Origin of the sequence: Burkholderia sp. HI2500, from assembly GCF_002223055.1 — a bacterium.
Classification (GTDB): domain Bacteria; phylum Pseudomonadota; class Gammaproteobacteria; order Burkholderiales; family Burkholderiaceae; genus Burkholderia.
Genome location: NZ_NKFL01000007.1, coordinates 332306 through 354673, shown reverse-complemented (window position 1 = coordinate 354673; position 22368 = coordinate 332306). Strand labels below are relative to the sequence as shown.

Genomic DNA, 22368 nt, shown 5'->3' with positions numbered 1-22368 from the left:
CCGGTAAATGCCGGCGGAAGCAATCAACGAATGCGCGGCACGCAACTGACGGCCGCAGGTTTATTCGTCTGACGTTAACAAAATGTCACGTTTGAATATCGTTATCCTGAACGACTAAACGATTGATCGGATGATAGGATAGCGACACCCTCAAGCTTCAAGCGAAACACGCAATGTCAAGCCTGCCCCCGGCCACCCGACACTCGCTCGTCGATTCGGCGATCGATATCCTCAAATCCAATATCACTTCCGGCATCTGGCGCGTCGGTCAGCGCATTCCGACCGAGCTCGATCTCGCGAAACAGCTCGAGGTCGGGCGCAACACGGTGCGCGAGGCGGTTCGCACGCTGGCGTATTCCGGCGTGCTCGAAGTGCGCCAGGGTGACGGCACCTACGTGCGCCGCAATGTCGATCCGGCCGAGACGATGCGCGACGTCGATCGCGCCGCGCGCAGCGACCATCTCGAGCTGCAGTGCATGCTCGAAACGGAATGCGCGCGCTACGCGGCGCGCCGGCGCACGGACGAGGATCTCGCGACGCTGCGCAAGCTGCTGAAGGCGCGAGGCGAGCGCGAAGCGTCGCGCGACGTGAAGAAGTTCGTCGAGCGCGACCGCGCGTTTCACATCGCCGTGGCCGCCGCATCGCACAATCACGCGCTCGAAGCGCTGTATCGCTACTTCTCGGGCTCGATCCTCGCGAACGTCGAGGACATCCTCGTCGAACTCGACGAGGCCGAGATTCCCGAGCCGGACATGCGGGCGCACCAGGCGGTGCTCGACGCGATCGAACAGCGCGACGAGAACAAGGCGGTTCGCGCGACGCTCGCGATCCTCAAGCCGCAAATGACCTGGCTCGAAACCCGCGAGACGCCCGCCGCCTGACGCGCCCGTCGCACCCAGCGTGCGCTACGCCGCGACGGCCTCGATCACGTCGATCTGCCCGTCCGGCGCGGAGCGGACTCCGGCGGGCCGCCAGCCGGCGGCGCCGAGCAGCGCGTCGTATTCGTCCCGCGTGCGCTCGCGGCCGCTGCCCCAGCACATCATGTGGATGTCGTAGAGCTTCGAGAAATGCGCGACGCCCGGCGCCGGCACGACCCGTTCGATCACGAACACGCGTGCGCCGTCCCGGGCGCTTTCGCGTGCCCGCTTGAGGATCGCCACGCACTCGTCGTCGTTCCAGTCGTGCAGGATCAGCTTCAGCAGGTAGACGTCGGCCACCGGCACCGCGTCGAACATGTTGCCGCCCGCCTTGCTGCAGCGTGCGCTCACACCCATGCGCTGCGCCCAGTCGTCCGCATCACCGTCGATCACTTCGGGCAGGTCGAACACGACGCCGGTCAGCGACGGGAATCGCCGCAGCAGGCTGCACAGCATGTGCCCCTGGCCGCCGCCGATGTCGCACGCATGCGTGCCCGGCGCGAACGTGACGTCGCGCAGCGCGTCGACCACCTGCTCCGACTGCACGGTCGAGAAGCTCGACATCGCGCGCTTGAAATCGGTCCGGTAGCGGTCGTGGTCCTTCGCATAGTCGAACGCCATCGCGCCGAACTCGCGGACGAAACCGTTCTGCTGCCCCTCGCGCACCATGTCGGGCAGATGCGCCCAGATCGCGTAATGCTCCGGCCCTTCCTGCAGCAGCACGAAATCACGCAGCGTGCTCGGGGCGTCCGCATGCAGCAGCGCCCCCGACGCGGTGGCCCGGAAGCCGCGGCGCGTATCCTCGTCGAGCAGGCCGAGCGACGCGAGCGCGCGCAGCAGCCGGTACAGCAGCGGCTCGTCGACATCGAGCTTCGCCGCGAGCGCGGCCGACGACACCGGCGCATCCGTCGTGACCGCATCAAACACGCCGAGCCGCGTGCCCGCATACAGGATCCGGCTGCGCCACCGTCCGAACAGCGTATCCAGCACCTGTTTTGCCGCATTTTCCATAAAGTACTCCTGAACATGAGCCGACCGCGCCGGCACGTGACGCACCGGGCGATCGCATCGTCAATGAAGCATGCGGATCACTGCTCGTGCAGGAATTCCCGGATCGGGTAGCCGACGTGGCGCTGCGCATCGAGCGTGTAGCCGAGGATGCGGTCGCCGCGCTTGAGCTCCGTGATGTTGTGCACGCTGCCTTTCGGCCCGAGCACGCGCACGTGCCAGTCGTCCTGCGCGATGATGTTGATCGCGCGATTGGCGGCATTCTTCGCCTCGATCAGCAGCAGCGGCCGCGTCTCGACCTTCGCGCGCCCGACCACGACGCGGCGCGCCTTGCCCTGCACGTTGACGGCGAGGATCTCCGCGCCCGATTCGAGCTCGGCGAGATAGCGCGTGCGGTTGTCCGGCGCGACGACGTACGAATGGAGCGCGGCCGCGTTCACGCGGAACGGGCGCGTCGGCATGTACGGCAGCGGGTGCGTCTCGCTGCTGATGAGGATCATGCCGGTCGAATACGAGCCGACGAGGATGCCCTCGTCCTGCTCGAAGCGCGAGCAGGTGTCGACGCACACGCGTTCGCCCGGCCCGAGGTGCGTGAGCCCGACGATCTCGATTTCCTCGAGCTGCAGATCCTCGACCGTGTCGCTGCAGATCGACACGAGCTGCGTGGCCTGCCCGACCTGCGTCGGCGTGAGCAGCACGCCTTCGGGGCCGCGCTGCAGCACGTTCAGCGTGACCTCCGCATCCTCCAGGTCGGCGACGACCGTGATCAGCTCGCCCGACGCCTGATCGGCAGCGGCCAGCAGGATCTCGAGCGGGATCTTGCTCGGGTCCTGCAGGAATTCGACGAGCAGCCACGGCGTCGTGGTCGACAGCTCGCAGGCGCGCGTGAGCGTCGCCTCGCCCGTCACCTCGATGAACACGCCGAGTTCGGCACCATCCGGCACCGCGAAATCGACCGGCAGGCCATCCTTCACGAGGATGATCTGCACCTGCTCGAGCAGCGCGGCATCGGCCGTCTGCCGATCGACGACCGCGACCTTGCACGCGCTCGGCGGCAGCCGCCCGGCCTGCGCCGCATCCTTCACGACGAATGCGGACACGCCGACATGCAGCGCTTCCTCGGTGATCTCGTCCGCGAGCTCGCCGATGTTGCGCAGGTCAATCCAGGAAAGCTTCTTCAAGGCCAATCTCCTTCGAAGGGGATAACGCAGGTTGAGTGACAGGATGAAACTAGCGGCTGACGGAAACGACCGAGCGCGACGCGGCGGCCCTCATCCGGCAATCCACCCAGCCGGCGCCCGGTTCGTAGCCGGCAAGCCGGACGCCGGGCGCGACATCGGCGAGACCGACGCGCGCGCCGTCGTCGGTCCGGAACCGTACTGCGCGGTCGCCGCGCATCACGACGCGCGTGTTCGCGCCGGACGCGCTGCGCGTGTGCAGTGCGACGAGCGGCGCGGATTCGATCCGCACGCGGCCGACCACGATCGCGCGCGTGTCGCCGGCCGCGCCGACCGTCAGGATCCGCTCGCCGGAACGCAGCAGCGAAAGCTGGCGCGCGCGGTCGCCGCCGCAGAACACGAACGATTCGGCCGAGCCCGCGTCGATGCCGAATGTGAGCGGCCGGCCCGGCGGGTGCGCGGCGCCGGCCGCGACGACGAGCAGCATGCTGGTCGCGCTCGCGCCGGCCAGCACGCACTCTTCGCCGTCCAGCTGCGAACAGCCGTCGATCACCGCATGCAGCCCGGTGCCGAGCGGCTCGACGCGCTGCACCTCGAATATCTTCAGCTTCAGCGGCTCGCGGGCGCGCAGCTCGCCGCATGCGGCCAGCACGCCACGCAACGCGGCCGCATCGCGCGGGGCGAACGCGATGTCGACCGGCGACTGCGCATGCTTGCGCGCGAGGTAGGCCGCGCCGTGCGGATCGGCCAGCGACACGACGATGCGGCACGCGGCCTCGCGGACACCCGCGAGCAGGCGCTCGAGCGGCACCGTGGTCACGAGCGCGTAGTCGATCAGGACGAGCGCGTGCCGCGCGATCGCGGTGCGCACGGCACCGAAATCGGCCGCGCCGTCGATCCTCACGCGAACGCCTGCGAGCGGCGCATGCACGTCGTCGACCAGCGTTGCGACGCCCGGCGTCGATACGGACAGTTGCGCCGCCGCGCCAGGCGCGCACGTGTCGCGCTCGGCTTCGGCCACCACGAAACGGCACGCGCCGGCCCTCGCTGCGTCGGCCGCGACGGCGCCTGCCTGCGCGCCGAGCGCGCGCAGGTCGATCCACGGATAGCGATGCATGGAAATCCTCTACGGTCGAAATGAACCGGGCGCGACGGCCCGGCGCACCGGCTCAGGCGGCCAGGTGCGCGGCACGCCGCTCGACACCGTGCACGGCATCGGACAGGCGGCGGATCAGCGGGGCGGCCTTCGGCGCGGCGAACACGTTGCGACCGGCCGCGATGCCGAGCGCACCCGCGTTCATCACGCGCGACGTGAACGCGACGAACTCGTCTTCCGGCAGCTTCGCGCCGCCCGCGACCAGCACCGGCAGCGACGAGCCGGCGATGATGTCGGCCATGCTCGCGGCGTCGCCGCTGTACGGCAGCTTGACGATGTCGGCGCCGAGATCCGCCGCGACGTTCGCCGCGTGGGCAATCAGTTCGGTCTGCGGACGATCGCCGAGGCCCGGGCCGCGCGGATAGATCATCGCGAGCAGCGGCAACGACCAGCGCGCGCACTCGGTCGCGATGCGGCTCAGGTCGAGCAGCTGCTGGTTCTCCGTCTTCGAGCCGAGATTCACGTGCACGCTGACCGCGTCCGCGCCGCATGCGAGTGCATCCTCGACGCTCGCGAACAGCGTCTTCGCGTTCGCGTCCTCCGCGTAGCGCGTGCAGCCGTTCAGGTGCACGACGAGCGCGAGATCGCTCAGCACGTCGGGAGACAGGAAGCGTGCGCGGCCGCGATGCACGACGATCGCGTCGCCGCCGTGCGCGGCAATGTCGCCCACCAGTTGCCGCAACTGCTGCGGAGGGGCGATGGGCCCGTCCGCGAGCGAATGGTCGAGCGGCACCATCAGACACTTGCCCGACGCGGCACGCACCACCCGCCGCATCCTGAGCGCCTTGCCAGAAACCGATAGAAGAGCGTCCATCCTTGATTCCTCGCCAGAAATGGAGAGGCCGGCCCGTGCGACTTCAGCCTGCCCCCGGAGTGCCCGCTTGCGGGCGGAACTGGAGCAACAACCGAGCAACGCTTGCAGCAAATCTTGCGTCGTGTAAGACTTGCATAGACCCAATCATCCTATGATTGGATCATCCTTGCAAGTACATTGCGAGCGATCCTGTTTCCCGACCGGGGGACGCATTCGACGCGGCATCGGTTCCCCTTTGCAGACAACGGCAGCACATCAACCTGTGAGGTGTCTATGAAGTTCGGCGTGTCCTTTTTGCCCGATACCGGCCCGGCCGACCGCCCGGCGGCCGATTACTACGCGAACGCGCTGAAGCTCAGCGCGCTGGGGGACCGGCTCGGCTACACGTACGTGAAGATGACCGAGCACTACCTGAAGCCGTATGGCGGCTACAGCCCGTCGCCGCTGATGTTCCTCGCGGCCGCGGCCGCGCAGACGAAGTCGATCCGCCTGATGACGGGGGGCATCCAGGCGTCGTTCCATCATCCGATCCAGCTCGCGGCCGAGGCCGCGCAGCTCGACGCGATCTCGAACGGGCGGCTCGAGCTCGGCTTCGCGCGCGCGTTCCTGCCGTACGAATTCGAGGCGTTCGGCATCGATCTCGATTCGAGCAAGGCGCGCTTCCAGCAGACGATCGACGCGACGGTACGCCTGCTCGCCGAGGAATCGGTCAGCGAGGACACGCCGTTCTTCCGCTACCGCAACGCGCAATCGCTGCCGCGCCCGACGCAGCAGCCGCGTCCGCCGGTCTGGGTCGCGGCGCTGCTCACGCCGTCCAGCTTCGAGTGGATCGGCGAACGCGGCTTCAATCTGCTGATGGCCGCGCCGCCGCGCAAGGACGCGCTCGCGAAGACGCAGGACATGGTGGCCCTCTATCGCGAGACGTTCGAGCGCCATCACGGCCACACCGGCCGCCGGCCGCAGGTCGCGATCAGCATCCCGCTGATGATCGGCACGTCGGACGCGCACGCGCTGGCGCTCGCGGAGCCGCGCCTGCGCCATCACTGGCGCTATTTCGCGGACGCCGCGAAGTCGTGGGAGCAGGTGCAGTCGTCGGCGTACCAGGGCTACAACGAGGCGATGAAGAACAAGATGGGCGGCATGGACACGGCCGACCTCGACGCGACCGCCGTGCTCGGCACGCCCGACACCGTGCGCCAGCGCATTCGCGCGCTGGAAGCCGACCTCGGGCTCGACGCGATCCTGTGGCACATCGACTACGGCGCGCAGCCGTACGAGCTGATGAGCAACAACCTGGAAGTGTTCGCCCGCGACGTGCTGCCGGGGCTATGACGCCATGCCGATCTCTTCCGGACCCACGGCGGACTCGCCCATGACACCGTCCCTGTCACTCGACACGATCGTCGTCGGCGCCGGCATCGGCGGCCTGGCCGCCGCGCTCGCGCTGCGCCGCGCCGGCCATCGCGTCACCGTCCTCGAGCAAAGCCGGGCGTTCCGGGAAGTCGGCGCGGGGCTGCAGGTCGTGCCGAACGCCACGCGCGCGCTGCGTGCGCTCGGCGTGCTCGACCGGCAGCGGCTGGCCGCCGTCGCCCCGACCGCGACGATCCGCCGCCGCTGGCAGGACGGCAGCCTGCTCGGTTCCTTCCCGCTCGGCGACGACGTCGAGGCCGCCTTCAACGCGCCGTACTGGAACGCGCATCGCGCCGACCTGCATGCCGCGCTGCTCGACGCCGTACGCGACCCGGACACGGCCGGCCCGCCCGTCGCCGTGCTCGGCGGCATCGCGGTGCGCGGGCTCGACGCGTGCGGGCCGGACGGCGCGACCGTCGTCGACGCGGCGGGCACGCGCTGGCGCGCGGATCTCGTCGTCGCGGCCGACGGCATTCACTCGACGCTGCGCCACGCGCTGCTCGGCGACGATGCGCCGCACTACAGCGGCGACGACGCGTATCGCGCGCTGATCGACGTCGACGCGATCGATCCGCACTCGCCCGTGTTCGAGATCGTCAAGGAGCCGCAGGTGACGATCTGGCTCGGGCCCGGCCGGCACGCGATCCATTACTGGGTGCGCGAGCGCCGGCTGCTGAACCTCGTCGTGATCGTGCCGGGCGACGGCAGCACGCGCGAATCGTGGAGCAGCAAGGGCGACCGCGCGACGCTCGAGGCCGAGCTCGATGGCTGGGACCCGCGCCTCGTCGGGCTGATCCGCTGCGCGTCGGACCTGAGCCGCTGGTCGCTGCACGACCGCCAGCCGCTCACGCGCTGGGTGTGGGACAGCGTATGCCTGCTCGGCGACGCGTGCCATCCGATGCTGCCGTACCAGTCGCAGGGCGCCGCGCAGGCGCTCGAGGACGCGGTCGTGCTCGGCCGGTGCGTGACCGGGCTCGCGTCGAAGGACGCCCTCGGCGCCGCGCTGGTCGAGTACCAGCGCTTGCGGATCGACCGCAGCGCGCGGATCCAGCTCGCGTCGGCCGGCAACGGCGGCGTGTTCCACCTGCCCGACGGCCCCGAGCAACAGGCGCGCGACGCCGAGCTCAAGTCGCGCCGCGCCGACTTCAAGTCCTACCACTGGACCTGGGCCGACGCGTATCAGCTTTGACGCCCGCCCCGGCGCCGCGTGGTACGACCCGCGGCACCGGGGCTCCTCGTGACAGGACCGCATCATGACGAACACCGTGGACATTGCGCAGCAACTGAAACAGGCGATGCGCGGCGTGGCCGCCACCGTCACGATCGTCACGACCGGTGGCGACGGCGAAACGGCCGCCCCGTGTGCGCTGACCGCCAGCTCGTTCACCTCCGTCGCGCTCGATCCGCCGACCGTGCTGGTGTGCATCAACCGGCGCGCCAGCATTCACGCGTCGATCACCGGCCGCCGGCGCTTCTGCGTGAACGCGCTGCGCAGTTGCCACGTGCCGCTCGCGCTCGCGTGCAGCACGACGGGCTCCGACACGCGCTTCGCGCACGACGCATGGCGCACCGACGCGGCGACCGGCCTGCCCTACCTCGAGAACGCGCAGACGTCGTTCTTCTGCGACACGCTCGAACAGGTCGAGGTGGGTTCGCATTCGATCCTGGTCGGACGGGTCACGCGCGTCGCGATGTCCGACGACGTGAACCCGCTGATGTACGTGAACGGCGCATTCGCCGCCGTCCGCTCGCTGCCGCCCGATGCCGGCGCCGGCCAATGACACCCCGATGCGTGCGTCACGCGTGATGCCGCGCGCAATCGTTGCGTGCGCTGCAGTCACGCTGCGCGCGCGTATCCCGCACTACCATTGCGCCGCATGCACGCGATGACACGGAGAAGCCGATGGCACCCGACCTGAACCTGCTGATTTCACTCGACGCGCTGCTCGAAGAGGGTAGCGTCGTCGGCGCCGCACGCCGCATGAACCTGAGCCCGCCCGCGATGAGCCGCACGCTCGCGCGCATCCGCGAAACGGTCGGCGACCCGATCTTCGTGCAGGCCGGCCGCAAGATGGTGCCGACGCCGCGCGCGCTCGAACTGCGCGGCGCCGTCCGCGAAACCGTGGAGCGCGCGTCGCAGTTGCTCGCCCCGTCCGCGGAAATCGATCTCGGCACGCTCGACAAGCAGTTCAACGTGCGCGCGAACGACATCTTCGTCGGCCTGCACAGCAGCCGCCTGCTCGAGGAGATGGCGCGCGGGATGCCGCGCGCGATGCTGCGCTTCATGCCCGAGGAAGACGACATCGACGACGACGCGTTGCGCAGCGGCCGCATCGACCTGTTCATCAGCGCGTCGCGCCGCCTCGGGCCGGAGATTCGCGTCCAGCCGCTGTTCACGACGACCTTCGTCGGCCTCGCGCGCGACGACCACCCGATCTTCGACGACGACATCACGCCCGAGCGCTTCGCGCGCTGGCCGCACATCGGCGTGTCGCGGCGCGGCAAGTCGGCGGGGCCGATCGACGACGCGCTCGCCGCGCGCGGCCTCGCGCGGCAGGTGCTGCTCGTCGTGCCGACGCCGTATGCGGCGATCTTCGCGCTGCAGGCATCGGACCTGATCCTGCCGCTGCCCGAGCATCTCGCGCGCGGCGCGGTGCGGGCCGGGCTCGGCGTGCGCGCGTTCGAGCTGCCGGTGCCGCTCGAAACCGTGCTGATCACGCAGGCGTGGCATCCGCGCTTCCAGAGCGACCCCGCGCACCAGTGGCTGCGGCGTGTCGTGCGCGGGCTGTGTACCGGCCAGCCGGCGCTGCATCCGGCGCACGCATGACGCATGCGTCGTACGCACTCGTCGAGTGCAAAGACGTCACTGTTCCGCATGCATCGCTCGACCGTAGACTGGCTGCGTCCTTTCTCATGGAGCAAGCGCAGTGCATGACGCAGCCGATCAGACGCGCGCCGTCGCGGCGCCGCCCCGCCGCCTGAATCGCGCGGCCGCGGCGCTGATCGCGCGCATCGACATCTTCACGCCACGCGGTGCGTATGTCGCGCGCTCGGTCGTCGCCGCCGCGCTCGCGCTCGGCGTCGCGTACCTGCTCGAACTGGAAACGCCGTACTCGGCGGCATCGACGGTGCTGCTCGTGATCAATCCCGTGCAGGGCGCGGTGATCGGCAAGGGCGTGTGGCGCGTGGTCGGCACGATCGCGGGGATGGTCGTCGCGTTCGTGCTGATGGGCTGCTTCGCGCAGCAGCCGCTGCTGTTCATTCTCGGCTTCGCGTTCTGGCTCGGCGTCTGCGTCGCCGGCATGACGCTGCTGCGGCACTTCCGCGCGTCGGGCACCGTGGTGGCCGGCTACACGATCGGCCTCGCGACCTACGGCGCGATGCAGCATCCCGAGCTGACCTTCGAGCACGTGATCGGGCGCGGCTCGACGGTCGCGATCGGCGTGCTGTGCCTGAGCCTCGTGTCGATGCAGCTCGGCACGCGCGATGTCCACGCAAAACTCGAAGCGCTGGTGACACGCGTCACGGCCGACGTCGCGCGGGTTATCGCCGCGCAGCGCAACGGCCTCGCGGCGGCGCCCGCCGACGACAAGCGGCACGCGCTGTTCGCCGGCATCTACGGCATCGACGATCTGCTCGCGCTCGGCAAGGCCGAATCGGAAGATCTCGCGCAGCGCGCGGCCGCCGTGCGGCACGGGATGGCGTCGCTGTTCGGCGCGCTCGTGGGCGGCACACCGCCGCTGCCGGCCGACAGCCCCGGCGCGCAAGCGGTCGCGTCGCTGCAGCCGCGTCTCGCGGCCGCGTGGCAGGCCGCCGCCGACGCGTTGGGTGAAGGCCCCGGCGGCGCGGCGCACGCGCTTGCGCGGCTGGTCGATGCGCGCGAAAGCCTGCGTGTGGCGCTCGACGGTATCGCGCTCGGCGATCCGCGCGACGAAGCGGCGTTATTGATCGCCGGCGAGCGATTGATCGAACAGATCGACGACTATTGCGCGGCGCTCGACGGGCTCGTCGAATTGCGGCGCCCGCGGCCGGGCTATCGGCCCGCACGGGTGCGCTTTCACCGCGACACGGGGGCGGCCCTGCGCAACGGCGTGCGCTCGGCCTGCGCGATCGCGATCTCCGGTGCGTTCTGGCTCGTCACCGGCTGGAACCAGGGCGACATGATGCTGCTCGTCGTCGCGCCGTACTGTGCGCTGCTCGCGACCGCCGGCAACCCGGCCGCCGGCGCGCAGGCGTTCATCAAGGGCACGGTGCTGGCCGTGCCGGCCGCGTTCGTGTGCGCGTTCGGCATCCTGCCGCGCATCGAAGGCTTTCCGCTGCTGGTCGTCGCGCTCGCGCTGTTCTGGATGCCCGGCATCTATGCGACGAGCGTGCCGAAGACCGCGCTCGCGGGGCTCGCGTATCTCGTCGCGTTCAACACGCTGACCGGCGCGACCAATCCGTTCCGCCCCGACGTCGCGCTGTTCCTGAACCAGTCGGTCGCGTGGGTGCTCGCCACCTTCCTCACGCTGCTCACGTTCCGCTTGATCCTGCCGCGCAACCTGGCCACCGACGCCACGCGGCTGCGCCGCACGATCCGCGACGACACGCTCGCAGTCGTGGCGGGGAAGCGCGTCGTGGCGGCGGCCTGGCAGCAGCGCCAGCAGCACCGCATCGCGCAGCTCGGCGCGCTGCTCGCCGGCCAGCCGGCCGCGATGACGCAGGCGAGCATCGAAGCGCTCGCGGCGCTGCACGTCGGCAAGGAGTTGCTGCGAATTCGTCGCGGCGCCGAGCGTGACGGCCTGCCCGACATCGCGCGGCGCCGCGTGCGCGCCGGGCTCGCCGGCCTCGCGCGGCACGCGGCCGCCCCGGCTCGTGCGGCCCGGCATGCGCGGCGCGCCGCGCACGCGCTCGCCGGCCTCGCCGCCGCGCAGCCGGGCAACACCGAACTGAAGTGGCTGATGGCCGCGTTCGCCGACGTCCACGTGCTGCTGCACACGTACGCCGCCTATTTCACCGCCGTTCCGGAGCGCACCCGCGATGCTCAGTGAATTCCCGCTGGCCGGCATCTACCTGCCGCCCTTTTTCGTCTATGCGTGCGCGACCGTGCCGCTCTACATGGCCGTGCGCGCGCTGCTCGCCCGGCTCGGCGTGCTGCGCCGCGTGTGGCATCCGGCGCTGTTCGAGTTCGCGATTTCGCTCGTGCTGGTCGCCACGCTGATCCTCTATTTCTAGTCTCTCGTCGGAACGTATCGCGTCATGTCGCTCAACCCCCTCACCCGAACCCTGCTGACGCTCGCCACGGTGGCCGTCGCGATCGTGCTGGTCGCCGCGCTCTGGCATGCGTACGTCCTCGCGCCGTGGACGCGCGACGCGCGTGTCAGCGCGCACGTCGTGCGGATCGCGCCCGAAGTGTCGGGCACCGTCGTCGACGTCGCGGTGGTCGACAACCAGCGCGTCGCGAAAGGCGACGTGCTGTACCGGATCGATCCGCAACGCTTCGCGCTGGCAGTGGAACAGGCGGAAGCGCAGGTCGCCGCGACCGCCGAGTCGATGCGCCAGAAACGCGACGAAGCGCAGCGGCGCACCGGCCTCGACGATCTCGTGCCGCGCGAGGACATCCAGCGCTCGAGCCGCGCGGTGTCGATCGCGCAGGCCGAGCACCGCAAGGCGCTGGCCGCGCTCGAGGTCGCGAAGCTCGACCTCGAGCGCACGACGCTGCGCTCGCCGGTCGACGGCTACGTGACGCAGCTGCGCCTGCGTCACGGCGACTACGCGGTCGAGGGCAAGCCCGGTATTTCGGTGCTCGACGCACACAGCTTCTGGATCACCGGCTATTTCGAGGAAACCAAGCTGCGCCGCATCACGACGGGTGCGCCCGCAACGATCCGGCTGATGGGCTTCGATCCGCTGCTGAGCGGGCACGTGACGAGCATCGGCCGCGGCATCGCGGACGAGAACGGCACGCTCGACGAACTCGGCCTGCCGGCCGTCAATCCGACCTTCAGCTGGGTGCGGCTCGCGCAGCGCATTCCGGTGCGCATCGAGATCGACCAGGTGCCGGCCGGCGTGCTGCTGGCGGCCGGCATGACGTGCAGCGTCGAAGTCGGCGAACGCGGGCGCGAACGCACGCCGCGCGGCCGGCTCGCGTCGTGGCTGCACGCGTGGATGTGAAGGGGGCGACGATGCGATGCCCGCTTCCCCCACTGCGTCCGACACGCTACGCGCGCACCTTCATCGCGGCCTGCACGTGCGCGCTGGCCGCATGCACGACGGTCGGCCCCGATTACGTGGCGCCGCAGCCCGTGCATCCGTCCAGCTGGATCGCGTCGCGCGACACGGTAGGCGCCGATCCCGCGCAGTTGCAGGACTGGTGGCACACGTTCGGTAACGCGCAGCTCGATGCGCTGGTCGCGCAAGCGATCGCGCACAACCAGGATCTCGCGATCGCGCGCCAGCGGTTGCTGCAGGCGCGCGCCGAACGCGACCAGATCGCGAGCCGCCTCGGCCCGACCGTGACGGCGGGCGGGAACGCCGATGCGATCCGTTCGTCGCGGGCGCTCGACTGGCCGCCCGGCATCGGCCAGTCGCGCACCTACCGGCTCGGCTTCGATGCGTCGTGGGAACTCGACCTGTTCGGCGGCACGCGGCGCGCGGTCGAATCGGCCGATGCGCAGATCGAGGCGCTCGACGACGATCGCCACGCGATCCTCGTGAGCCTGCTGGCCGAGCTCGCGTCGGATTACGCGGAACTGCGCGCGACCCAGGAGCGGCTGCGGATCGCGACGGACAACGTCGCGAGCCTCGACGCCACGCGGCGGCTGACCGAGCAGTCGAACCGGCGCGGTCTCGGCACGTCGTTCGCGGTCGCGCAGGCGCGGGCCGAGCTGCAGCTCGCGCAGGCGACGTTGCCGCCGCTGCATCAGGACGTCGCGCGGCTCGCGCATGCGATCGGCGTGCTCGTCGGCGGCTTTCCGGAAACGCTGCGCGACACGCTGAGCGCGCCCGGCGCGACGCTGCCGGTCGCGCCCGCGCTGCCCGTCACGTTGCCGTCGGACGTGATCCGCGAGCGCCCCGACGTCCGCGCCGCCGAACGGCGGCTGGCCGCCGCGACCGCGCAGATCGGCGTCGCGCGCGCCGAGCAGTTTCCGCATTTCGCGATTCCGTTGAGCCTCGGCACGACGGCCAGCCTCGTGCAGGACCTGTTCTCGGGCGCGAGCGTCGCGTGGTCGGTCGCACTCGACGGCACGCAGACGCTGTACGACGGCGGCCGCGCGAAAGCCGGCGTCGACGCCGCACGCGCGGCCGCCGAAGCCGCGCGGCTCGCGTACGAGCAGCGCATCCGCGGCGCGTTTCGCGATGTCGAGGACGCGCTGGTGGCGATCGGCGCCGCGCGCGACCAGCAGGCCATGCTCGCCGCGGCGGTCGACAGCAGCCAGGATGCGCAGTCGCGCGCGACGCGGCTGTACCGCAACGGCCTCGGCGAATACCTGTCGGTGCTGACCGCGCAGCGCGCGACGTACCGCGCGCGCGATGCGCTCGCACTCAGCCGGCTCGCGCAGGTGCAAGGCGCGATCGCGCTCTACAAGTCGCTCGGCGTCGGCTGGCGCGACGCGCCGCCGGTCGCGCAGGCCGGCGCGCCGCAAGCGAATGCGCAGTGAACGCCGCCACCCGGCGCCCCGACGCTTCGGCGTCGCTCATCCACCGGAGAAATCCCGATGCCCGCTCTCAATCCGAATGATTTCGCGTTACACGACATCCATCTCTTTCCGGTCTGCGTGTTTCGCGCCGAACACGCGACGCCGGGCTACGCGCCCCGCTGGGAAGGCGAGATCGACACGCTGATGCGTCACGGCGAGCCGTTCGTGATCGTCTACGTCGAACTCGATACCGACGAAAGCCACGACGACCGCAAGCATCGCGCGGTCTGGCTCAAGCAGAACAAGGCAGCGCTGGGCGCCGTCTGCAAGGCGCTCATCAGCGTCGAACCCGATCCCGACCGGCGCGCGGAAGTGGCCGCGCAGGGTGAAGTCGCCGTCAAGGCATTCGGGATTCCGCATCATGCGGTGGCGTCGTTCGGGCAGGCCGTCTCGCTCGCCGCGCAGCTCACGCGGCAGCCTTCGGGGAAGGATGCGCGGCAGGCCGGACAACCGGCATGACGCATGCCGGTGCGCCCCGCCGCGTTGCATTCACCCCCGACACGAGGGCCGGCATGCGCTATCCAAACCTGACGATCACGGGCTCGCACGCGCTGGCGTCTTGTCCGTCGCGGCTCCCCGAACCCGGCGAAATCCTGTTGTGGCGACTGCGCGGCGAATGGCAGCTCGTCACCAGCGAGCGCGGCCATCTCTACCTGTCGAAAGCGGAGCTGCGGCGTGCCCGCACGCATCCGAATCGCGTGCACGGCCGCCGCTTCGCGATCGGCCGGTCGGCGCTGCGCGCGATCCTGGGGACGCTGGCGGGTCAGGCAGCCGACGCGCTGACGCTGATCGACCGCGATGCCGACCATATCGCGGTCGCGGGCTGCGACTTGCTGGACGGGCTCGACGTGGTGATCGGCCATGCCGGCATCTGGATCGTCATCGCGATCGCCCGTGGCCCGATCGGGCTGGGCATCGCGCAGACCAGCGCGCTCGCCGATCCGGTATCGCGCGACCAGTTGCGGCTGGACAGCCTCTCGAATGCGTGCGGAACCGGACACGGCGCGACGCTCGATTCGCTGGCGCCGCTCGCGGGGGCTTTCCGCGAGGTCGATACGCCGCATGCCGGCCGCTGGCGCCTGCTCGATATCCCGCTCTCCGGCCTGGCCTGCGCGGCCACCGTGGCCGCTCGCCGGATGGACCGGATCCACGCGGTGGGCTGGCGTGGCGAGCGGAAAGACTGGCTGGCCGATCGCGATCGGCATCTGCGGGCGGCGAAGGGGCGTGGTGAGGCTGCTTGCGTCGCGGCCGGATAGACCGGGTCGACATTCTCGTGTCGCATGCTTGCGCCACTCCCGGCGTCGACATCATCGATGGCAGCCGTTCATGGGACCGCACAAAGGTTGTCGGTTATGGGAGCCGGCGGCGTTGGAGCAAGGTGACGGTTCAATGTGCGTACCGGGCATGCCCGTGATCGATGCCCAGCCGCGCCGCCATGTTGCCGTCGATCCGTTGTCCGGCGACCATCGGGCCCGTTTGCACGCGCTTGCCCGTACGCCCCGGCAATTACAGACCGATCACATCGTCCGCCACCGCAACACGCGGATGACGGCGGTCTTGCTTGCATTCGCCCAGACTTCGCGCTCCTGAACGAATTCCGGAACGAACACGACCGCAAAGAGCCGTGCGGCGATCGTCTCCAGGCGCCATCCGCGCCATTCGTTCCTTCGCGGAATGACGGGCGACCGCCATCGCCCTGAAGAACCCCAGCTGGACTGCCGACCATTCCCATCCGCTTTGCATACCGTTGGCGACCCGCCCCTGCCCCTGCGCCGAGGCGGCGGCCCCCCCTGCATGCATTGACGCAAGCGGGTTGCGCACCGACAGCCGAATTGCGATTCCGGCGATGTCAGGCCCTGCGTCCCCCTCTACCGGCGTGTACCGCGCGACGACATCACCACCGCCCACCTTCCGATGCATGCCGACCCGCCGTGTCATCGGGCAGCGCGTTTCGTGCGGTAACATTGCGACTCGATGGAGCCACTAGCAGAATCCAAAGCGGACACCATGACGCAAGCATCCCAACTGTCCCGCACTAATCGAGCTGTTCGGCCGCTGTCTCTGTCGGCCGGGAGCGATCCGGTCGACACCAGTGTGACCTTTTCCGCTCCTGGGCAACATGGCACCTCCGGCATCCGTGCCACCGGAACCCTCGACGCACCGACGCACGCAGCGACTTCCCGCACCGCTTCGGCCGCTCCTGACCGGCCCGCCGCTCACCCGCCCCGATCCCCCCTCTCCCCTGACACCACGGCAATCACGCTGCACAACCTTCCCGTCGTGAATCGACGCAACGCCACGCTTGGGAGCACGAAATGAAACTCGGTGGTCTGGGCCGCAAGATTGCGGTGTCGATGGCGGAGCTGGCGCTCGGCATCATGCTGATCGTCGTGCTGATGACCTATGTGTTCTACTACGTGATGCTCCGGCACTGGGGCGAGTTCTGCCACCAGGCAAGCTGGATTCCGTCCACCCCCGAGTGGATATGCCTGGGCATCACGCTGCTGATCGGCCTGATACTCGCCATTGTCGTGTCGACCCGGCTCGCGCATCGGATCCTCGTACCGCTCAACTCGGTCGCGGACGGCATTCGCCGCGTCGCCAGGGGCGACCTGACCGCGCGCGCCGTCGCCGGCGATCGATCGATTCGCGAAGCCGCGCTGATCGCGGACGACTTCAATGCGCTCGCCGCTCAGCTGCAGCGGATGACGGACGAGCAGGCATTCTGGAATGCCGCGATCGCGCACGAACTGCGTACGCCGGTCACGGTCCTGCGCGGGCGGTTGCAGGGGCTGGCCGAAGGCGTCTTCCAGCCGGGCGAGGCGCTGTTCCGAAGCCTGTTGACCCAGGCGGAAGGATTGACGCGCCTGATCGAGGATCTGCGCGTGATCAGCCTCGCCGAAAGCGGGCACCTGAGCGTCAGTATCCAGGAGACCGACCTGGCGACGCACGTCAAGGCGGTCGTCGAGATGTTCGAGGATTCACTGGCCGCGGCCGGTCAACACATGGTGCTCGATCTCGATACGCGGCCCGTGCGCTGCGACGCATTCCGGATGCGCCAGGCGCTGCTCGCGCTGCTGGAAAATGCACGGCGCTACGCGGTGCCCGGTGCGATCCGCATTCACACCCGCGTCGAAGACGGTACGTGCCAGCTGGTGGTCGAAGACGAAGGCCCAGGCATCCCCGCCGATTGCGCAGCCCGGATCTTCGATGCCTTCCGGCGCGTGGACGATACGCATTCCGACCAGAAGGGCGGCAGCGGCCTGGGGCTGGCCGTGGTGGCGGCCATCGCGCAGGCGCACGACGGAGAAGCATCGTGTCGCCCAACCGCGCGCGGCGGCACGTCGTTCGCGTTGCGCTGGCCCGACAGCCCCGCGTCGGGGCGCACGGCGGCATCGGATCGGAAGGATGCGGCGCTCGCCCCGCAACGCCCCCTCGATGCCGACCCGCGGTAAGCCTCGCCGCAAGCGGTCGACACGCCCCGTGCGCCGGTCTGCCGCCCTGCGGCGCGGCGCACACGCCCTCCACCGCTGAACAAGGGCGCCCGTGACCCGCACGAAGCGCACGCCGCTCCCGCCGAAGCGAACCTCTCAATAGCATCCCCCCGGGCACCGGCCCGTGCATGCCAATGGCACGCACGGCGACCGGCATTTCATCAGATGATTGCGGCATTCCGGGATGCCCACCCCGCATCCGGATAGCGCCAGGCCGCCCCGGCGCCCGTCCTCTTCCGGCTCGCCCCGCCTGCCGATCGCCCATCGGCCAATCTTTCACCCGCTCCATCAAACCTCCATCTTTCCGCACAAAAAACTCCATCGGGCGCACGCACACTTCGATCCGAAAATGCGGGCCACTGGGTGCCTGCGTCTATGGAGTCCACATGAAAAATCAGAAACGAGCCTGCTACGGCGCCGTGTGCGCGCTGGTGGCGGCGATGCTGGCGGGCTGCGGGCCCACCGAACAGCAGGCCGCCGCGCCGGCCACCCCGGTTGCGGCGATGACGCTGGCGGCCGCTCCCCTCGACCTGACCGAAGACCTGCCGGGCCGCGTCGCGGCCGTCCGGATCGCCGAGATCCGGCCGCAGGTCAGCGGCATCGTGCAGCGGCGGCTGTTCGAGCAGGGCACGGAAGTCCGTGCCGGCCAGCCGCTGTTCCAGATCAACCCGGCGCCGTTCAAGGCCGACATGGACACGGCCGCGGCGGCCCTGCAACGCGCGGAAGCCGCGCTCGCGCGGGCCAAGGTGCAGACCACCCGTCTCAAGCCGCTGGTCGAGGCCGACGCGATCAGCCGCCAGGTGTATGACGACTCGGTGTCGCAACGCGACCAGGCTGCCGCCGACGTCGCGCAGGCGCGCGCGACGCTCGCCCGCCGCCAGCTCGACCTGAAGTTCGCGACCGTCGAGGCGCCGATCACCGGCCGCATCGACCAGGCTCTCGTGACCGAGGGTGCGCTGGTCGCGAGCAGCGACAGCCAGCCGATGGCACGCATCCAGCAGATCGACCAGGTCTACGTGGACGTGCGCCAGCCGGCCGCGTCGCTCGAAGCGCTGCGCGGCGCGCTCGCGGCCCAGCCGGACACCGCGGGCAACGGGCTGCCGGTCGACGTGCTGCGCGACGACGACTCGCGCTACGACGTGAAGGGCCGCATGCTGTTCTCGGGCGTCAACGTCGACCCGGGCACCGGCGACGTGCTGCTGCGCGTGCTGGTCGACAACCCGAAGCGCGAGCTGCTGCCGGGCATGTACGTGCGTGCCCGCATCCCGCGTGGGCACTTCGAGAACGCGCTGACCGTGCCGCAACAGGCGATCGTCCGCGCGGGCGGCAAGCCGCAGGTCTGGGTGCTCGACGCGAAGAGCCAGGCGCACCTGAAGGCCATCGAGGTGGGCGAGCTGACGAACCGCAGCTATCGGATCAAGTCGGGTCTGCAGGCGGGCCAGAAGATCGTCGTCGAAGGCATGGAGCGCCTGAGCGACGGTGCGCCCGTGACGGCGACCGCCTGGAAGGCGCCTGAAGCGGTCAAGACCGCTTCGTCGCACTGAGTCACGGGGAGCATCCAGTCATGTCCCAATTCTTCATCCGGCGCCCGGTCTTCGCGTGGGTGATCGCCCTCTTCATCATCCTGCTGGGCCTGATCGCCATCCCCGAACTGCCGGTTGCGCGCTATCCGTCGGTCGCGCCGCCGACCGTCACCATTACCGCCACCTACCCGGGCGCCACGCCGCAGACGATGACCGACAGCGTGCTGAGCCTCATCGAGCGCGAGCTGTCCGGCGTCCGCAACCTGCTGTACTTCGAATCGGCGTCGGATACGTCCGGCCAGGCGAAGATCACCGCGACCTTCAAGCCCGGCACCGATTCGGCGATGGCGCAGGTCGAGGTGCAGAACAAGCTCAAGTCGGTCGAGCCTCGCCTGCCGCCCGTCGTGCGGCAAAACGGCGTGATCGTCGAGTCCGCCTCCACCGGCTTCCTGTTGTTCGTCGGCCTGAAGTCGGACAGCGGCCGCTATGACGAAAACGCGCTGGCCGACTACATGGCGCGCAACGTCGTCGAGGACCTGCGCCGTGTCGAAGGCGTCGGCAAGGTGCAGCTGTTCGGCTCCGAACAGGCGATGCGCATCTGGGTCGATCCGCAGAAGCTGATCACCTACGGCCTGTCGATGAACGACCTGACGACGGCCGTCGCCCAGCAGAACGTGCAGATCGCCCCGGGCAGCCTCGGTGCGGCGCCCGCGCTGCCGGGCCAGCGCGTCACGGTTCCGCTCACCGCGCAAGGCCAGCTCACGTCGCCCGAGCAGTTCGCGAAGATCGTGCTGCGCGCGAACGCGAACGGCTCGAAGGTCGTGCTCGGCGACGTCGCGCGGGTCGAGCTCGGCCCGCAGTCGTTCACCTTCGTCAACAGCGAGAACGGCAAACCCGCGACCTTCGCCGGCGTGCAGCTGGCGCCGGGCGCCAACGCGGTGAAGACGGCCGAGGCCGTGCGCGAGCAACTGGACATGATCGCCAAGACGATGCCGTCCGGCATGACCTACTCGATCCCGTTCGATACCGCGCCGTTCGTGAAGATCTCGATCGAGAAGGTGATTCACACGCTGATCGAAGCGATGGTGCTCGTGTTCCTGGTGATGTACCTGTTCCTGCAGAACGTGCGCTACACGCTGATCCCGGCGATCGTCGCGCCGGTGGCGATGCTCGGCACCTTCACGGTCATGCTGATGACAGGCTTCTCGATCAACGTGCTGACGATGTTCGGCATGGTGCTCGCGATCGGCATCATCGTCGACGATGCGATCGTCGTCGTGGAGAACGTCGAACGCCTGATGGTGGAAGAAGGCCTGTCGCCGAAGGACGCGACGATCAAGGCCATGAAGGAAATCACCGGCGCCATCATCGGCATCACGCTGGTGCTGACGGCCGTGTTCCTGCCGATGGCGATGTCGAGCGGTTCGGTCGGCGTGATCTATCAGCAGTTCACGATGTCGATGGCCGTGTCGATCATGTTCTCGGCCCTGCTCGCGCTGACGCTGACGCCGGCCCTGTGCGCGACGATGCTCAAGCCGGTCGAGCACGGCCACCACGAGAAGCGCGGCTTCTTCGGCTGGTTCAACCGCCGCTTCGACCGCATGACGAGCTGGTACGAAACGCGCGTCGGCAAGCTGGTCGGCCGCACGGGCCGCGTGATGCTGCTGTTCGTCGCGATCTCCACCGCGCTGGTGTTCGGCTTCCGCATGCTGCCGTCGTCGTTCCTGCCCGAGGAAGACCAGGGCTACTTCATGACCGGCTTCCTGCTCCCGTCGGATTCGACCGTCGAGCGCACCGGCGACGTGGTCAAGACCCTCGAGAAGCATCTCGCGTCGCGTCCGGGCATCGAGTCGAGCATCTCCATCATCGGCTACGGCTTCTCGGGCCTCGGCTCCAACGCGGCACTGAACTACGCGGTGCTCAAGGACTGGGACAAGCGCGAAGGGGCAAACGCGATGGACGAAGCGATGCGCGCGCAGGCCGCGATGGGCGGCGTGACGGAAGGCACGGTCATGAGCCTGTTGCCGCCGGCGATCGACGGGCTCGGCACCAGCTCGGGCTTCACGATGCGCCTGCAGGATCGCGCGAACCAGGGCTACGCGGCACTCAAGGCGGCTGAAGCCAAGCTGCTCGAACTGGCCGCGCAAAGCAAGGTGGTGACCGGCGTCTATCCGGACAGCCTGCCGGCCGGCACGAGCGTGAAGCTGGACATCGACCGCGACAAGGCCGAAGCGCTCGGCGTGTCGTTCACGACCATCAGCGACACGCTGTCGGCCGCGATGGGTTCGACCTACGTGAACGACTTCCCGAACGCGGGCCGCATGCAGCAGGTGATCATCCAGGCGGATGCGCCGGCCCGCATGCAGATCGAGAACGTGATGAAGCTCTACGTGCGCAACGCGACCGGCGGCATGGTGCCGCTGTCCGAAGTGGTGCGCCCGGTCTGGTCGGAAACCCCGCTGCAGCTGGTGCGCTTCCAGGGTTACCCGTCCGCACGGATCTCCGGCGGCTCGGCCCCCGGCTACTCCAGCGGCGCGGCGATGGCCGAGATGGAGCATCTGGCCGCGCAGTTGCCGCCGGGCTTCACGGTCGCGTGGACCGGCCAGTCGCTGCAGGAGCGTGAGTCGGCTTCGCAGGCGCCGATGCTGATGGCGCTGTCGATGGTCGTCGTGTTCCTGGTGCTCGCGGCGCTCTACGAGAGCTGGGCGATTCCGCTGTCGGTGATGCTGGTGGTGCCGCTCGGCCTGATCGGCGCGCTCGCCGCGGTGATGTTGCGCGGGATGCCGAACGACGTGTTCTTCAAGGTCGGGATGATCACCGTGATCGGCCTGTCGGCGAAGAACGCGATCCTGATCGTGGAAGTCGCGAAGCAGTTGCGCGAGGAAGGCATGGGGCTGATCGAGTCGGCCGTGCAGGCGTCCAAGCTGCGTCTGCGCCCGATCCTGATGACCTCGCTCGCATTCGGCCTCGGCGTCGTCCCGCTGATGATCGCGACCGGCGCCAGCGCCGAGACGCAGCACGCGATCGGCACCGGCGTGTTCGGCGGCATGGTGACCGCCACCGTGCTGGCCATTTTCTTCGTTCCGGTTTTCTACGTGTTCGTGATGAGCATCCAGGAACGCATCTCGGCCTGGCGCGCATCCGGCAAGAAGCCCGCCGCCGTGACCCACGAACATGAAGGTTGATGCC

The 22368-nt window shown here is 69.4% G+C and carries 18 protein-coding genes; 14 read left to right on the top strand and 4 right to left on the bottom strand.

Annotated features, from left to right (window positions below):
• The first annotated feature begins 173 nt into the window (after positions 1-173).
• Complete coding sequence (locus CFB45_RS33895; protein WP_089429489.1) at positions 174-881, top strand: FadR/GntR family transcriptional regulator; 708 nt, start codon at positions 174-176, stop codon at positions 879-881.
• A 24-nt stretch (positions 882-905) separates the two neighbouring features.
• On the opposite strand, the gene CFB45_RS33890 is transcribed toward CFB45_RS33895, so the two are convergent.
• The 4 genes from CFB45_RS33890 to CFB45_RS33875 all read right to left on the bottom strand — a co-directional run bounded on the left by CFB45_RS33890 (position 906) and on the right by CFB45_RS33875 (position 5073).
• Positions 906-1928, bottom strand: coding sequence for a methyltransferase (locus CFB45_RS33890; RefSeq protein WP_089429488.1), 1023 nt, complete (start codon positions 1926-1928; stop codon positions 906-908).
• A 77-nt stretch (positions 1929-2005) separates the two neighbouring features.
• Positions 2006-3106 (bottom strand): 3-dehydroquinate synthase II family protein, encoded by a 1101-nt coding sequence (locus CFB45_RS33885; RefSeq protein WP_089429487.1) that lies wholly within the window; start codon positions 3104-3106, stop codon positions 2006-2008.
• Positions 3107-3155: 49 nt separating this feature from the next.
• Positions 3156-4220, bottom strand: coding sequence for a 3-dehydroquinate synthase II family protein (locus CFB45_RS33880; RefSeq protein ID WP_089429486.1), 1065 nt, complete (start codon positions 4218-4220; stop codon positions 3156-3158).
• 52 nt (positions 4221-4272) lie between these two features.
• Positions 4273-5073, bottom strand: coding sequence for a 2-amino-3,7-dideoxy-D-threo-hept-6-ulosonate synthase (locus CFB45_RS33875; protein WP_089429485.1), 801 nt, complete (start codon positions 5071-5073; stop codon positions 4273-4275).
• Positions 5074-5358: 285 nt separating this feature from the next.
• On the opposite strand from CFB45_RS33875, the gene CFB45_RS33870 reads away from it, so the two are divergent.
• The 13 genes from CFB45_RS33870 (at position 5359) to CFB45_RS33810 (ending at position 22364) form a co-directional block, all read left to right on the top strand.
• Complete coding sequence (locus CFB45_RS33870) at positions 5359-6405, top strand: LLM class flavin-dependent oxidoreductase (protein ID WP_256978471.1); 1047 nt, start codon at positions 5359-5361, stop codon at positions 6403-6405.
• Positions 6406-6445: 40 nt separating this feature from the next.
• Complete coding sequence (locus CFB45_RS33865) at positions 6446-7672, top strand: FAD-dependent monooxygenase (RefSeq protein WP_089429483.1); 1227 nt, start codon at positions 6446-6448, stop codon at positions 7670-7672.
• Between the two features lie 64 nt (positions 7673-7736).
• Positions 7737-8264, top strand: coding sequence for a flavin reductase family protein (locus CFB45_RS33860; RefSeq protein WP_089429482.1), 528 nt, complete (start codon positions 7737-7739; stop codon positions 8262-8264).
• 122 nt (positions 8265-8386) lie between these two features.
• Positions 8387-9310 carry a LysR family transcriptional regulator gene (locus CFB45_RS33855; protein WP_089429481.1) on the top strand — a complete coding sequence of 308 codons (924 nt, stop codon included), beginning with the start codon at positions 8387-8389 and terminating at the stop codon, positions 9308-9310.
• A 100-nt stretch (positions 9311-9410) separates the two neighbouring features.
• On the top strand, positions 9411-11513 hold the full coding sequence (locus CFB45_RS33850; RefSeq protein WP_089429480.1) for an FUSC family protein: 2103 nt from the start codon (positions 9411-9413) through the stop codon (positions 11511-11513).
• Positions 11503-11697: a DUF1656 domain-containing protein gene (locus CFB45_RS33845; RefSeq protein WP_089429479.1), complete on the top strand. Its 195-nt coding sequence runs from the start codon at positions 11503-11505 to the stop codon at positions 11695-11697. Before CFB45_RS33850 ends, CFB45_RS33845 begins: the two co-directional genes overlap by 11 nt.
• 24 nt (positions 11698-11721) lie before the next feature.
• A complete protein-coding gene (locus tag CFB45_RS33840; protein WP_089429478.1) occupies positions 11722-12636 on the top strand; it encodes a biotin/lipoyl-binding protein in 915 nt (304 codons plus the stop codon).
• Between the two features lie 11 nt (positions 12637-12647).
• Positions 12648-14123 carry an efflux transporter outer membrane subunit gene (locus tag CFB45_RS33835; RefSeq protein WP_089430102.1) on the top strand — a complete coding sequence of 492 codons (1476 nt, stop codon included), beginning with the start codon at positions 12648-12650 and terminating at the stop codon, positions 14121-14123.
• Between the two features lie 57 nt (positions 14124-14180).
• On the top strand, positions 14181-14621 hold the full coding sequence (locus CFB45_RS33830) for a hypothetical protein (RefSeq protein WP_089429477.1): 441 nt from the start codon (positions 14181-14183) through the stop codon (positions 14619-14621).
• Positions 14622-14674: 53 nt separating this feature from the next.
• A complete protein-coding gene (locus tag CFB45_RS33825; RefSeq protein ID WP_089429476.1) occupies positions 14675-15418 on the top strand; it encodes a hypothetical protein in 744 nt (247 codons plus the stop codon).
• 1059 nt (positions 15419-16477) lie between these two features.
• Entirely contained in the window at positions 16478-17617 is a 1140-nt protein-coding gene (locus CFB45_RS33820; RefSeq protein ID WP_089429475.1) for an ATP-binding protein, read from the top strand.
• A 425-nt stretch (positions 17618-18042) separates the two neighbouring features.
• On the top strand, positions 18043-19200 hold the full coding sequence (locus CFB45_RS33815; protein WP_089429474.1) for an efflux RND transporter periplasmic adaptor subunit: 1158 nt from the start codon (positions 18043-18045) through the stop codon (positions 19198-19200).
• Positions 19201-19220: 20 nt separating this feature from the next.
• Complete coding sequence (locus CFB45_RS33810) at positions 19221-22364, top strand: multidrug efflux RND transporter permease subunit (RefSeq protein ID WP_089429473.1); 3144 nt, start codon at positions 19221-19223, stop codon at positions 22362-22364.
• Positions 22365-22368 lie beyond the last annotated feature (4 nt).